The following is a 12,739-nucleotide window of genomic DNA, read 5'->3' on the forward strand; positions in this document are numbered from 1 at the left end:
ACGGATTCAGTTGAGTGCCTGGCGGGACTGGTAATTGCTGCCGTTGAAGTCACTGAAGTAATTTTCCAGTGCCGGGTGGCGAATCGGATCGCCGCTGTCGTCGGCTTCGAGATGTCGTTCGGCCACGTAGGTCATCTGATCGGCGTTATCGACCAGCACATGATACCAGGGCTGGTCCCTGGGCGGCCGACTCCGTGCGACCTGTTCATACCATTCGTCACTGCCCTCAAAGATCGGATCGACGTCCACGATGACACCTCGATAGTCGAACTTCTGGTGATGGACGACCTGACCGATGGTAAAGCGAGCCCGGGTGGTCATCTGATCTGTCATGGCATTCTCCTGTTAGCAGCGGGATACCGCGTGTATCCACAATGTGTTTGTGACAGTGATGGGGACGGTAACACCGAAGACAAGGGGTTACAGCCAAAAACGGGAGAGGCGTGGAACACCGACGGGTTATGCCGGTAATGCCAGAGCTTAACCGAAGCCGATGAGCTGGCGAATCAGCCCCAGCGTGCCGGCGATCAACGGGGTCATAATGCGCCACAGCAGACCGGTTAGCAGCAACACCAGCAGAATGGGGATGCCGAAAGGTTCCACGCGGCTCAGCGCCTGCCCCAGCGGGGGCGGCAACAGACTGGTGGCAATACGTCCCCCGTCAGTCGGTGGCAGGGGGATCAGATTCAACACCATCAATAGAATGTTAATGAACATGCCGAACATCCCCATGTACATTAAGGGCATTGCGATAGTTTCCAGGCCCGCCGGTAGCAGACTGGCGATTTTGCCAATCATGCCCCAGCCGATGGCCATGAGAAAATTGGCACCGGGGCCGGCGGCCGCCACCCAGGCGCTGTCACGGCGGGGGTGACGCAGGTTGTCCCAGTTGATCGGTACGGGTTTGGCCCAGCCAAACGCAAAACCGACCGTCAGGATCAGAATCAGCGGCACCAGGACGGTGCCGACCGGATCGATATGCTTGAAGGGGTTGAGCGTCAGTCGGCCCAGCATGGCGGCGGTCGGATCGCCGAGCCGGTTGGCCATCCAGCCGTGCGCCACTTCATGGACCACGATACCGAACAGAGTCGGCAAAATGGCGATGGCAATGATTTGCGCGGTACTGAGCTCGTGACCAAACATGCGGGAGTATAAATATTAAGCAGGGCGAATCCACACTATACTATATAAAGCGTGTCCGCAGTGAGCGGCCTATCAGTCGCCGCCGCGGTTATGACTCAGCGGGCCGGTTCGGCTTCGCTTGCGAGCGGTTCGTTTGCCTGTTGTTGCAGCTGTTCCCGGTATTTGCGTGTCAGCGCCAGAAAGCGGGGGGTAGGGCCTGCATCCTCATAGATGGGATCGCCGTAATCGTCTTCACTGATGATCTTATCACCGGGGACATAGGGCAGAGCCGCTTCCAGTTCATCGAGAGCGCTGGTCAGCAGATCCAGCAGTAGCTGCTCCCGGGTACGGCCCGGATACATTTCCTGCAGGGCCAGAAGCCGTGCGGCTTCTTCCAGGGGCAGGTCGAGGGTGGTGCGGGTGACCGGTTCATCATGGCGGGCGCTGCCCGCCCATTCATTGAGTAGTTGTTTTATCTGCATGGGCACTCCTGCTGCAACGGTTGTCTCTGCTAACAGCATAGAACATTCCTCGACAAATGGCAGTCTTGCGGCCAGCCGGAAAAGGGCTTGTCGGTGACATTGTCCGGCGAACATAGCGATGACGGGCGCCCCTTGTTACACTTGAAATCAGCATTCAGCGTAAACCTGTCTATGCATTACATATTGGTATCGATTATGTTCAGGGGCTTTTACAGAGCATTTCAAGCATTTGTCGGGATGTGGCTGATAACAGGGGGCCTTGCCGCCGTGACGGCCGCGACCCCGGATGGTCAGCTGGTCAATCCGGAAGTGATCGACAGCGAATGGGTACTACCCGATAACGTGATCGACACAAACACATTGCCCCGCTTTTCACTCAAGGGGAATAATGTTGCCGACAAACCGTTGCCGTTGTATCAGTTGAGTGATAACACCTATTTCCTGTTTGGCACCATCTCGACGTTGAATGAAGCTAACCGGGGCTGGAACGGTAATGCCGGTTTCATCGTGACCGAAGAAGGGGTCGTGGTCATCGACACCCTGGGTACACCCCGGCTGGGCGAGCGATTGATCAGCAGCGTGCGCAGCGTGACGGACAAACCCATCAAATATCTCATCATTACCCACAATCATCCCGACCATGCATACGGCGCGGCCGCCTTTGAAAATCTCGAGGATGTCACGATTATCGGTCATCCCGGCACCCGGCAGTACAACAACTCCTCGACTCTGGAAGAGTCGGTGGCCTATCGGCGTGAACTGCTGCCCGAAGATATGCAGGGTTTTGAGCCACCGCAACCGGCTGTGTATGTCGAGGACGAGCGATTTTCAAAAAGTGTGATCGAACCGGGTAATCAGCGCTTTGAGATTTATAATACCGGGCGTCATCATTCCTATGGCGATCTGGTGGTTTACCAGCCGGAGCAAAAGATACTCTGGATTTCCGATCTGGCTTTCAATCAGCGTACGACCTATATGGGGGACGGTGACAGCGAGCAGATCCTGGAAGGCCATGAATGGCTAATGAACAACTTTTCCGATGTTCAGTTGATGGTGCCGGGACATGGTAGCCCGCAAACCGAGCCTTTCCCGATGGTCAAAAAGACCGGTGACTATGTCAGGCGCCTGCGCCGGGAAATGCGCGAGGCCGTGGAACAGGGCGTGCCCATGCTGGAGGCGGTCGAATCCAGCCAGTTTGAGGACTGGGAGGATACCCGGTTGTATGAGGAAAACCATCGTGCCAACGCCAATTTTCTCTACCGTGAAATGGAAAAAGCATTTTTTGAATAATAAATAGGGAACTGTATGAGCTACATCGATGTTTTCAATGGCGACGCCGACGGCCTGTGTGCATTGCACCAGTTACGCCAGGCCGATCCGCAGGAGAGCCAGCTGGTCACCGGCATCAAACGGGATATCAGCCTGTTACAAAACGTGCAGGCCGGTAGCGGGGATCAGGTAACGGTGCTGGATATTTCACTGGATAAAAACCGCGCCGATTTGCTCCGCCTGCTGGAGGCCGGTGCACAGATACGCTATTTCGATCACCATTATGCCGGTGAGATCCCGCCGCATGCGGCGCTGGAAGCGCATATCGATACCGATGCCAACGTCTGCAGCAGTTTGCTGGTCAGTCGCTATCTGGAGGATGCCTATCTGCCCTGGGCGGTGGCAGCGGCATTTGGCGATAACCTGTATACCGCGGCCGAGCAGGCGGCTGTCCCGCTCGGTTTGAATGATGAACAACTGGATCAACTCAAGCTGCTGGGGACCTGTCTCAACTATAACGGTTATGGGTCGAGTCTGGATGATCTGATCTATCATCCGGATGCCTTGTATCGACTGCTGTCGCCGTATGCCGATCCGTTTGCTTTTATTCATGAGGAGCCGGGTTATACACGATTGAAGGAGGCCTATCAGACCGATTTCGACAATGTGGCGGCTATTACGCCCGACTATGCCGATGACGGGCATGCCCTGTATGTGCTGCCCGATGCCCGCTGGGCGCGGCGGGTTAGCGGCGTCTATGCCAACCAGCTGGCACAAGATTATCCGCAGCGGGCCCATGCCATGTTGACCACCCGCCCGGAAGGCGGCTATTTGGTCAGTGTGCGGGCCCCCCTGAATAACAAGCGCGGCGCCGACGAACTCTGCAGACAGTTCGAAACCGGCGGTGGACGTCAGGCCGCGGCGGGCATTAATCATTTACCGATCCGGGACTATGATGCATTTGTTGCGGCTTTCCGGGCTGCATTCTGAAACGTCCGGTTTCTCTGAACCGAGGTCCCTGGATCGCGTTTCCAATACTCCGGATAGAGAGATAATGAACGTAAAGTGATGGGTTCTTCTCAACTTCTGTTTAAAATCCAGGGCCGGAGGATGTCATGGTTGATACGCTGATTACGGTACATCCGAATCTGGATCCGTCCGCTTCGCCGATGGAGATCGTCGAGCGCAAGGGTCTCGGACATCCCGACACCATCTGCGATGCCCTGGCCGAGAACCTGAGCCTGGCGTTATGTCGCTATTACCGGGATCGGTTCGGATTGATCCTGCATCACAATGTTGACAAGGCGCTACTGTGGGGCGGCGAATCCAACCCGGCATTCGGGGGTGGCGAGATCATCATGCCAATGGAGATCTTCCTGGCCGGTCGCGCTACGTCCCGTTATAAAGGTGTTGATGTCCCGATTGGCGAGCTGGTCGAGGAGACGGTGCACCGCTGGCTGCAGGATAATCTGCATGCCTTGCAGGAGACCCCCGCACCGGTGGTTCATCACCTGGTTCGCCATGGTTCGCAGGATCTGGTTGAACTTTATGAGCGCCAGCAACAGACCGGGATCGCGCTGGCCAACGACACTTCCTGCGGCGTGGGTTATGCCCCGCTGGATGAACTGGAACAAATCGTTTACACCACCGAACAACAACTGAATGCGCCACAGGTGAAGCAGCGCCATCCGGTTATTGGCGAGGATATCAAGGTCATGGGCGTGCGTCGCGCCGGTGGGATTGAATTGACGGTCGCCTGCGCACTGGTGGATCGGTATGTGCGTGATGCCGAAGATTATATGGCGCACAAACAGCAGATCGTCGAACTGGTGCAACAGCAGACGGCAGGAATCACTGACCATCCCTTGCAGATCAGCGTGAATACCGCCGATGTCCCCGAACAGGGCAGTTTCTATCTGACTGTGACAGGTACCTCGGCAGAGGCCGGGGATGACGGCGAAGTGGGCCGTGGCAATCGCACCAACGGTCTGATTACACCCTATCGTCCCATGAACATGGAAGCGGCCGCGGGCAAGAACCCGGTAACCCATGTTGGCAAGTTATACAATCTCACCGCCCAGCGCCTGGCGGAAGATCTGATTGCGGAATTGACCGAGGTGCGGGCGGCGCAGTGTTTTCTGGTCAGCCGGATCGGCCAGCCGATCCGTGAGCCCTGGGTGCTGGAATTGCGCCTGCAACTGGCAGAGGGCGCCGGGCTGGAACCGATCCGATCCCGGGTGGAAGCGATCGCCCGCTCCCGCCTGGATAAAATTGATCAACTGCAGCACGAGTTGTTACAGGCCGTGATTCCGGTTTATTAATCCGTCAGGTGAACGATCCATGTCGAAACGAAATCGGAATGTCTCTTTGAGTCGGCGACGCCTGTTGCAACAGGCGTTGGCTCTGGCCCTGAGTCTGAATCTGCCGCGTGCCGGTTGGGCGGGTGACAAGCCGCAAAAAATTCTCAGAAAAATTCCCGCCACTGGTGAAACGCTTCCGGCCATCGGTATGGGAACCTGGCTCACTTTTGGGATCGACCTCGATGATGAATCCGCGCTGCGGACCCGCTCGGCCATTCTTGAAACTTTCTTCGAACTGGGCGGATCGGTGATCGACTCCTCGCCCATGTACGGTTCGGCGGAGGAGGTCGTTGGAAACTGTCTGGCCCGGCTTGATTCGACGCCCGATCTGTTTGCCGCCACCAAGGTCTGGACCTCGGGCTGGCGCGCCGGCGTAAGGCAGATGGAGCGCTCCAGGCTGTTATGGAACGTGGAACGCTTCGATCTGATGCAGGTGCATAATTTGCTCGACTGGAAGACGCATCTGGCGACCCTCAAGGAGTGGAAAGCGGCGGGGCGCATTCGTTATCTGGGTGTCACCACGTCGCACGGGCGGCGACATTCGGAACTGGCCAGGATCATGGAAACGGAGCCGCTCGATTTTGTCCAGCTGACCTACAATCTGCTGGACCGGGAGGCGGAACAACGTCTGTTGCCGCTGGCAAAGGAGCGCGGGATTGCGGTGCTGGCCAACCGGCCGTTTCAGGGTGGCGGATTGTTCCGCCGGTTTGCGTCCCAACCGTTGCCAAAGTGGGCGGAAGCGATCGATTGCGAGAACTGGGCCCAGTTTTTCCTTAAATTTATTATTTCGCACCCGGCCGTCACCTGCGCGATTCCGGCCACCTCGAAGGTGGCCCATATGCGCGAGAACATGGGAGCCGGTTACGGACGTCTGCCGGATGCGAAGTTACGCCGGCGGATGAGTGAGTATATTCGCGGCCTGTAATCCGCAATATTGGTAACCTCGCCCGGCAGCGCGGTGTGGCGGATCCGATCAGGCCGCGCGCTTGAAGGTGTAGTCACTGCCGTTGCGTTCCACCTTGAGCGGCACGCGCTGGATGGTGAGCTCCTCGCCGTCTTCGATGTTACGCGGCTCGCCACCGGCAACAATAAAACCCTCATAAGTTACGCCACAATGATACAGGCCCAGCTTGTCATGTTTTCCGGGACGCAGCGTTAGGCTATTGGTTTCTTCGGTCATGGTGCACCTCCTTGGTTGGCACTGTGTAACGCCAGTATCCCGGATCTAGATCAACATCCGGCGTCTTTCAAGCCATGTGACGGCAATATGGCTGTTCCAAATCCACTGCAGTTTGGTGATGTAAAAAGGCTTTCCAGGACCGTCGGCCGCAGGGAGGCGGCCGTCGAGCTTGCAGAGATACATTCACTGCGTGTCCTGGAAAGCCTTTTTACACCTTCTTGGCAAAGCCGGAGTTCAGGTGGAACCGCTTCGCTTGTTCCACCCTACGGGGGGTGAGCGGGGATTGGGAACTTTTGATTAGCGTGTTTGGGGTATCAGATCAAGCGGATTTAAAAACCTGCACCGCAGGTGGCTTTGTTAAGATCGACGTGTGTTGTTTCACTGATCTCACCAGGGTTGTCTGCTGTATGAACATTATCCAACGACTTGCCGAAGAGCTCGGCGTCAGGCCGGCCCAGATCGAGGCCACGGTACGTTTACTGGACGACGGGGCGACGGTGCCGTTTATTGCCCGCTATCGCAAGGAGGCCACTGCCGGCCTCGACGATACCCAGTTGCGCCAACTCGACGAGCGGCTGGGTTATTTGCGGGAACTCGAGGATCGCCGTGCCAGCGTCATCGAATCGATTCGCGAACAGGGCAAGCTGACCGGGGAGTTGCAGGCGGCCCTGGCGCAGGCCGAGACCAAGACCCGGCTGGAAGATCTTTACGCGCCCTACAAACCCAAACGCCGGACCCGGGCACAGATCGCGCGCGAAGCCGGACTCGAGCCGTTGCTCGAGGCACTGCTCGAGGATCCCACGCGGGATCCGTTGCCCCTGGCCGGCGAGTATCTCAATCCCGAGGCCGGGGTGGCGGAGGCCGAGGCCGCACTGGAAGGCGCCCGGCAGATCTTCATGGAGCGTGCTGCCGAGCAGGCGGATCTGGTCGGGCAACTGCGCGAATGGCTCTGGGACAGGGGCCGGCTGGTGGCCAGTGTGGTGCCGGGCGAGGAACAAAACGGCGCCAAGTTCGCCGACTACTTCGACTACAGCGAAGCGCTGCAGAAGATCCCCTCGCACCGGGCGCTGGCGCTGTTTCGCGGTCGCAGTGAGGGCGTGTTGCGCCTGAAGTTAATGGTGCCCGGCCAGGACGATCTGGAGCAGGTCAGTGCCATGGGGCTGTGCGATGCCATGGTGGCGAGTCACTTCGGATTGCGCGATGGCGGGCGGGCCGCCGACGGCTGGCTGCTGGAGTCGGCCCGCTGGGCCTGGCGGGTCAAGCTGGCGTTGCAGATGGAGAGTGAACTGTTCATGCGCCTGCGCCAGAGCGCCGAGCAAGAGGCGATCCGCGTCTTCGGCGAAAACCTGCGCGATCTGTTGCTGGCCGCACCGGCTGGCACGCGCACCACCCTGGGGCTGGATCCCGGTCTGCGCACCGGCGTCAAGGTGGTGGTAGTGGATCAGACCGGCAAACTGGTCGCCTGGACCACGATTTTCCCGCATCCGCCCCAAAAGCAATGGCAGGCCGCGATCGAGACCCTGGCCGGCCTGATCCGGGACCATCAGGTGGAGCTGATCAGTATCGGCAACGGCACCGCCTCGCGGGAAACCGACCGGCTGGTACAGGAACTGGTGCGCCAGTATCCTCAACCCGCCGTCCATTCGCTGATGGTCAGTGAAGCCGGTGCCTCGGTCTACTCGGCCTCGGAGCTGGCGGCCCGGGAATTTCCCGAGCTGGATGTCTCCTATCGCGGCGCGGTCTCCATTGCCCGGCGCCTGCAGGATCCGCTGGCGGAGCTGGTCAAGATCGACGCCAAATCGATCGGCGTGGGCCAGTACCAGCATGATGTGAACCAGAGCAAGCTGGCCCGCCAGCTCGAGGCCGTGGTGGAAGATTGTGTCAACGCGGTGGGGGTGGAGATCAATACCGCCTCGGCACCGCTGCTGTCGCAAGTGGCCGGGCTGAGTGAGTCGCTGGCGGCCAATATCGTCGCGTACCGCGAACAGCACGGCGCATTCGCGCATCGCCAGCAGTTACTCGAGGTGGCGCGTCTGGGTCCCAGGGCATTTCAGCAGGCCGCCGGGTTTTTGCGGATTCGCGACGGCAGCAATCCGCTGGATGCTTCGGCGGTGCACCCCGAAGCCTATCCGCTGGTTGAACGCATCCTGCAGAACAGCGGCCGGGATATTCACTCGCTGATCGGCGACAGTGCTTTTCTCAACACGCTGGCGGCCAATGACTATACCGATGATCAGTTTGGCGAACCGACGGTGCGCGATATTATCGCCGAGCTGGACAAGCCGGGACGGGATCCGCGCCCCGAGTTCAAAACCGCCAGCTTCAGGGAGGGGGTGGAGACCCTCAGGGATCTGCAACCGGGCATGCTGCTCGAAGGCGTGATCAGCAACGTGACCAACTTCGGGGCCTTTGTCGATATCGGTGTGCACCAGGACGGCCTGGTCCACATCTCGGCCCTGGCCGATCGCTTCGTGCGCGATCCCCGCGAGGTCGTCAAAGCCGGTCAGGTGGTCAAGGTCAAGGTGATGGAGGTGGACATTGACCGCAAGCGGGTGGGATTGTCGATGCGCCTGACCGATGAGCCCGGCAAACCGGCGACACCAAAGCCGCGGCAGAGCAAACCCCGGGGCAAGTCCGCGTCCGCTAAAAAGCCTGCCAAAGCGGACAGCAATCAGGCCAATACCGCGATGGCTGCCGCGTTTGCCAGAGTGAAGAAGTCGTCCTGATGGGCCAATAGCCGCGACATGGATGACGAAAACTGCTTGAAATATCACTCTGCGCCCCCTAGTCATAAGGAAGCTATTTAAATCAGGTGCTTCGAATGCCGATCAATTTGGTTTCAATCGGTACTGCCGCGCCTTCCAGGACACGCCGTGAATGCATCCTTGCAGGCTCGACGGCCACATCCCTGTGGCCGACGGTCCTGGAAGGCACGGCAGTACCTCATGCCTGGACTGGCATTTGGAACGCTTATTTAACGGGAGCCGAAGGTGGAATATAAGGATTATTATCAGATACTGGGCGTCGAGCGGGACGCCACACAGGATGAGATCAAACGCGCCTATCGCAAGCTGGCACGCAAGTACCATCCCGATGTGAGCAAGGAAGCGGATGCCGAGGAACGTTTCAAGGAGATGGCGGAAGCCTATGAAGTGCTCAAGGATCCCGAAAAACGCGCGGCCTACGATCAGCTGGGCGCCAACTGGCAGGGCGGCCAGGATTTTCGCCCGCCGCCGGACTGGGATGCCGGCTTTGAATTCAGCGGTGGCTTCGGCGGTGGCGGCGCCGGTGCCGCCTCCTTCAGCGACTTTTTTGAAACCCTGTTCGGCCAGCAGGGCGGAATGGGCGGCGGCGGCTTTCGTAGCCGCGGCGAGGATCACCATGCCCGGGTATTGATCGATGTGGAGGACGCCTTTGCGGGTACGGTGCGTAATCTGACCCTGCATGCGCCGGAGGTGGATGAACAGGGCCACGTGCGTACCCGCGAGCGCAACCTGAATGTGCGCATCCCCAGAGGGGTACGTCAGGGCCAGCATATCCGGTTGAGCGGGCAGGGCCATCCCGGTATGGGAGGCGGCCAGGCGGGGGATCTCTATCTGGAGGTGGACTTCAAGCCGCACCCGTTGTATCGGGTCGAGGGTCGGGATCTCTATCTGGATCTGCCCCTGGCGCCCTGGGAAGCGGCCCTGGGCGCGCGGGTCAAGGTGCCCACGCCGGACGGAGCGGTGGACATGCGGATTCCGGCCAATTCGCAAAGTGGCAGCAAGTTGCGCCTCAAGGGCCGGGGGATTCCGGGCAAAACGCCGGGGGATCTTTATGTCATCCTGAAAATCATCCAGCCCCCGGCCGACAGTGACAAGGCGAAGGCCTTTTACCAGCAAATGGCCGAGGAGTTCGATTTTAACCCGCGTGCCGGGATGGGAGTGTGAATTATGACGGGGCAGCAGGAACCGCTTTCCGGTATTATTCTCGATGAAACGACCACGCTGACACTGGATGAACTCAGTGGTGCCTGCCGGGTCGAACGCGATGTCATCGTGGCACTGGTCGAGGAGGGTATTGTTGAACCGTTCGGCCAGGAAACGGCCGAGTGGCAATTTGTCGCCAGTCAGTTACCCCGGGTGCGAACCGCCATGCATCTGTATCATGATCTGGAACTCAATCTGGCCGGCGTGGCACTGGCTCTGGAGTTGCTCGATGAAGTCGGTGAATTGCGTTCCCGCCTGCGTCAGCTGGAGTCGTCGTTTTAAGTCGCATTGGCCCGAAACGCCTGTATAGAGGCTCGGGATATAACCGATAATCGAGACAGACAAACCGGATAGTATTCGTGACTGATCCCAAAGCCGCCCTGAAAGAGAGTATCGTTCGTCAGCGTGAGTCGCTGACAAAAATGCTGCAATCGCCTCTGTACGAGATCGCCGAAGCCTGCAGTCGTGTCTGGCCGGATCGCCCGGCACTCAATGACGTATTGCAGGAAAAACTGGAACTGGTGCCCAACTGCAAGTATCTGTATGTGTTGAACACCGAGGCCGTTCAGATCAGTGACAATATCTCCCGCGACGGGGTTATCTCGAATGATTATGGCCGGGATCGCTCACAGCGCCCGTATATGTCCGAGGTGGTGCCCAGTTCCGGGTTTCTTCTCTCCGATACCTATATCAGCCTGCGTGCTCACCGTCCGTCGCTGACCGCCATTCAGCTGGTACGTGACAGTGACGGCAAGGCGCAGGGCTTCGTCGGTGCTGATTTTGATTTGCGCGATCTGCCGCTGACACGTGAACTTTACGAAGAGCCGTGCTACTGGCGACAGATCAAGGGCGATCCGTCCATTCGTGGCACGGTGTTTCACCAGTCACGGGTGGATAGTGACATGGATAAGCAGCTGGATACCGTGCTTTCCGTGCTCGAGGAATTGATGACCAAGCACGGGGTGTATCATGTCATCCTGCATTTCTCCAGCAGCCGCGCGATTATCTGGCAAATGGAAGATCCCTATCGTTATCGTCTGCTGGATATCGATTCTTTGATCGATCCGGATATCTGCCTGGCCTATCCGCACCAGGCCTATTCACGCGAGGCGGCGGTCCCGGCCGGACAGATTCATGAAGTGCTCGAGGCTTTCCGCCAGCTGCGTTTTATGGATGAAACCTTCTATCTGCGCTCCGGCACGTTGAATATTTTCAACGGCCTGGTGGGCCTGACTTTCTCCTGCGACGGTTCGCACTATATTCCCTATGATGAGTTTCTGGACAAGGAGCACGCCTTCTGGTCCATGCAGGTCGCCAACTGAAACGGCGACACCGTGGTGGTTTGTCGTACTCGCCGGCCTTGATGTCAGGGGGAATGATGCACAATCTGTTGAAGCTGACTATCGATGGCGAGGTAGTGTTCGAATTCGACCGCAATACCCGCCTGCCGGGTCGCCAGCGAGATTTTCTCGATAAGATGGATGAGGACATGGACCGGGGTATCCAGCTGGCCGATGAGCATATTGCCGAGCCGGACAGTTTGCAGCGCGCCCGCTATGTTGCCATGCATCTGCTCAAGGCGTTTGATGACGATAATCAGGCCATGATCAGCGCAAGCTGTGCCTATCTTGTGCAACGGGTGCCGGCATTAAATACCATCGAGGTTCGCAACAGGGGGGATCAGGCACGGCTGCAGCTGATACTCGATCAGTAATCCCGGTGTCTGATTAAAATACATGTCCCGCCAGGCTGACCAATCCCGTTCTCTACCCGACAGCTTCTACCAGGATATCGAGCAATTGCTGGCTCAACATCCCCGGGGTATGGATGAATACACGCTGCTGCAGGCATTGAAAGAGCAGGGTTACTTCAGCTTTTCCAAAGTCCGCCCGGCACCACCGCTGGAACTGTTCCAGATGCACTTTCTGCTGATGCATGGTCTCTACAGACTGCAACGGGAGTTGCTACAACGGCAGCAGGCCATTATCGAGATATCAGCCCTGAAAATACGTATGTGGCCCTGGCAGTCGGGAGAATATGCACTGACCGAAACCGATCCGCTACGCGACTATTATCTGGATATGGGCAATTTGCAGACGATGACCGAAGCTGACGTCAATCAGTTACTGGATGCCTTCTGGCGCGAGTTTGTCCGTTTTGATGGTCGGGCAGAAGCGCTTGCGGAGCTGGGTCTGAGTGATCCGGTCGATGATGAGGTGATCAAACAGACTTATCGCCGTTTGGCGATGCAGCATCATCCCGACAGAGGCGGCGAAGCCTGGCGTTTGCAGGCCATCAATGCCGCCTATGAGATGCTGTGCAAGTCACGGTAGGAGAATAAAGTTGGCAGTTGGCAGT

Annotated in this window: 14 protein-coding genes; 10 read left to right on the top strand and 4 right to left on the bottom strand. The window is 58.2% G+C overall.

The features are described 5' to 3' along the window. Positions 1–6 precede the first annotated feature (6 nt). The 3 genes from hspQ to U5K34_RS11430 form a co-directional block, all read right to left on the bottom strand. A complete protein-coding gene (hspQ, locus tag U5K34_RS11420) occupies positions 7–321 on the bottom strand; it encodes a heat shock protein HspQ (protein ID WP_416224093.1) in 315 nt (104 codons plus the stop codon). A 159-nt stretch (positions 322–480) separates the two neighbouring features. Next, positions 481–1,143 carry a site-2 protease family protein gene (locus U5K34_RS11425; protein ID WP_322568524.1) on the bottom strand — a complete coding sequence of 221 codons (663 nt, stop codon included), beginning with the start codon at positions 1,141–1,143 and terminating at the stop codon, positions 481–483. 95 nt (positions 1,144–1,238) lie between these two features. Further along, positions 1,239–1,604, bottom strand: coding sequence for a pilin assembly protein (locus tag U5K34_RS11430; protein ID WP_322568525.1), 366 nt, complete (start codon positions 1,602–1,604; stop codon positions 1,239–1,241). 237 nt (positions 1,605–1,841) lie between these two features. Between U5K34_RS11430 and U5K34_RS11435 the strand changes: the two genes are divergently transcribed. The 4 genes from U5K34_RS11435 (at position 1,842) to U5K34_RS11450 (ending at position 6,158) form a co-directional block, all read left to right on the top strand. Continuing rightward, a complete protein-coding gene (locus U5K34_RS11435; RefSeq protein ID WP_322568526.1) occupies positions 1,842–2,894 on the top strand; it encodes an MBL fold metallo-hydrolase in 1,053 nt (350 codons plus the stop codon). Positions 2,895–2,909: 15 nt separating this feature from the next. Beyond that, entirely contained in the window at positions 2,910–3,863 is a 954-nt protein-coding gene (locus U5K34_RS11440) for a hypothetical protein (RefSeq protein WP_322568527.1), read from the top strand. A gap of 125 nt (positions 3,864–3,988) precedes the next feature. Continuing rightward, positions 3,989–5,194: a methionine adenosyltransferase gene (locus tag U5K34_RS11445; protein ID WP_322568528.1), complete on the top strand. Its 1,206-nt coding sequence runs from the start codon at positions 3,989–3,991 to the stop codon at positions 5,192–5,194. A gap of 19 nt (positions 5,195–5,213) precedes the next feature. Further along, entirely contained in the window at positions 5,214–6,158 is a 945-nt protein-coding gene (locus tag U5K34_RS11450; protein ID WP_322568529.1) for an aldo/keto reductase, read from the top strand. Between the two features lie 48 nt (positions 6,159–6,206). Here U5K34_RS11450 and U5K34_RS11455 read toward each other — a convergent pair whose 3' ends face one another. Next, positions 6,207–6,413 carry a hypothetical protein gene (locus U5K34_RS11455; RefSeq protein WP_322568530.1) on the bottom strand — a complete coding sequence of 69 codons (207 nt, stop codon included), beginning with the start codon at positions 6,411–6,413 and terminating at the stop codon, positions 6,207–6,209. A gap of 407 nt (positions 6,414–6,820) precedes the next feature. On the opposite strand from U5K34_RS11455, the gene U5K34_RS11460 reads away from it, so the two are divergent. The 6 genes from U5K34_RS11460 (at position 6,821) to U5K34_RS11485 (ending at position 12,714) form a co-directional block, all read left to right on the top strand. Further along, a complete protein-coding gene (locus tag U5K34_RS11460; protein ID WP_322568531.1) occupies positions 6,821–9,139 on the top strand; it encodes a Tex family protein in 2,319 nt (772 codons plus the stop codon). Positions 9,140–9,403: 264 nt separating this feature from the next. Continuing rightward, entirely contained in the window at positions 9,404–10,342 is a 939-nt protein-coding gene (locus tag U5K34_RS11465; protein ID WP_322568532.1) for a DnaJ C-terminal domain-containing protein, read from the top strand. Positions 10,343–10,345: 3 nt separating this feature from the next. Beyond that, positions 10,346–10,663 (top strand): chaperone modulator CbpM, encoded by a 318-nt coding sequence (locus U5K34_RS11470; protein ID WP_322568533.1) that lies wholly within the window; start codon positions 10,346–10,348, stop codon positions 10,661–10,663. 140 nt (positions 10,664–10,803) lie between these two features. Further along, positions 10,804–11,703 carry a PDC sensor domain-containing protein gene (locus U5K34_RS11475; protein WP_416224094.1) on the top strand — a complete coding sequence of 300 codons (900 nt, stop codon included), beginning with the start codon at positions 10,804–10,806 and terminating at the stop codon, positions 11,701–11,703. 53 nt (positions 11,704–11,756) lie between these two features. Next, positions 11,757–12,095: a hypothetical protein gene (locus U5K34_RS11480; protein WP_322568535.1), complete on the top strand. Its 339-nt coding sequence runs from the start codon at positions 11,757–11,759 to the stop codon at positions 12,093–12,095. 22 nt (positions 12,096–12,117) lie between these two features. After that, positions 12,118–12,714 (top strand): DNA-J related domain-containing protein, encoded by a 597-nt coding sequence (locus U5K34_RS11485; protein WP_322568536.1) that lies wholly within the window; start codon positions 12,118–12,120, stop codon positions 12,712–12,714. Positions 12,715–12,739 lie beyond the last annotated feature (25 nt).

The organism is Thiohalophilus sp. (assembly GCF_034521165.1).
Lineage (GTDB): Bacteria > Pseudomonadota > Gammaproteobacteria > UBA6429 > Thiohalophilaceae > Thiohalophilus.

Bases quoted from the DNA above. Each gene is read 5' to 3' on its own strand.
- U5K34_RS11435 (WP_322568526.1), top strand. From the start codon at position 1,842: ATGTGGCTGATAACAGGGGGCCTTGCCGCCGTGACGGCCGCGACCCCG.
- U5K34_RS11475 (WP_416224094.1), top strand. From the start codon at position 10,804: ATGCTGCAATCGCCTCTGTACGAGATCGCCGAAGCCTGCAGTCGTGTC.
- U5K34_RS11470 (WP_322568533.1), top strand. From the start codon at position 10,346: ATGACGGGGCAGCAGGAACCGCTTTCCGGTATTATTCTCGATGAAACG.
- U5K34_RS11455 (WP_322568530.1), bottom strand. From the start codon at position 6,413: ATGACCGAAGAAACCAATAGCCTAACGCTGCGTCCCGGAAAACATGAC.
- U5K34_RS11480 (WP_322568535.1), top strand. From the start codon at position 11,757: ATGATGCACAATCTGTTGAAGCTGACTATCGATGGCGAGGTAGTGTTC.
- U5K34_RS11450 (WP_322568529.1), top strand. From the start codon at position 5,214: ATGTCGAAACGAAATCGGAATGTCTCTTTGAGTCGGCGACGCCTGTTG.
- U5K34_RS11485 (WP_322568536.1), top strand. From the start codon at position 12,118: ATGTCCCGCCAGGCTGACCAATCCCGTTCTCTACCCGACAGCTTCTAC.
- U5K34_RS11460 (WP_322568531.1), top strand. From the start codon at position 6,821: ATGAACATTATCCAACGACTTGCCGAAGAGCTCGGCGTCAGGCCGGCC.
- U5K34_RS11425 (WP_322568524.1), bottom strand. From the start codon at position 1,143: ATGTTTGGTCACGAGCTCAGTACCGCGCAAATCATTGCCATCGCCATT.
- hspQ (WP_416224093.1), bottom strand. From the start codon at position 321: ATGACCACCCGGGCTCGCTTTACCATCGGTCAGGTCGTCCATCACCAG.
- U5K34_RS11440 (WP_322568527.1), top strand. From the start codon at position 2,910: ATGAGCTACATCGATGTTTTCAATGGCGACGCCGACGGCCTGTGTGCA.
- U5K34_RS11445 (WP_322568528.1), top strand. From the start codon at position 3,989: ATGGTTGATACGCTGATTACGGTACATCCGAATCTGGATCCGTCCGCT.
- U5K34_RS11430 (WP_322568525.1), bottom strand. From the start codon at position 1,604: ATGCAGATAAAACAACTACTCAATGAATGGGCGGGCAGCGCCCGCCAT.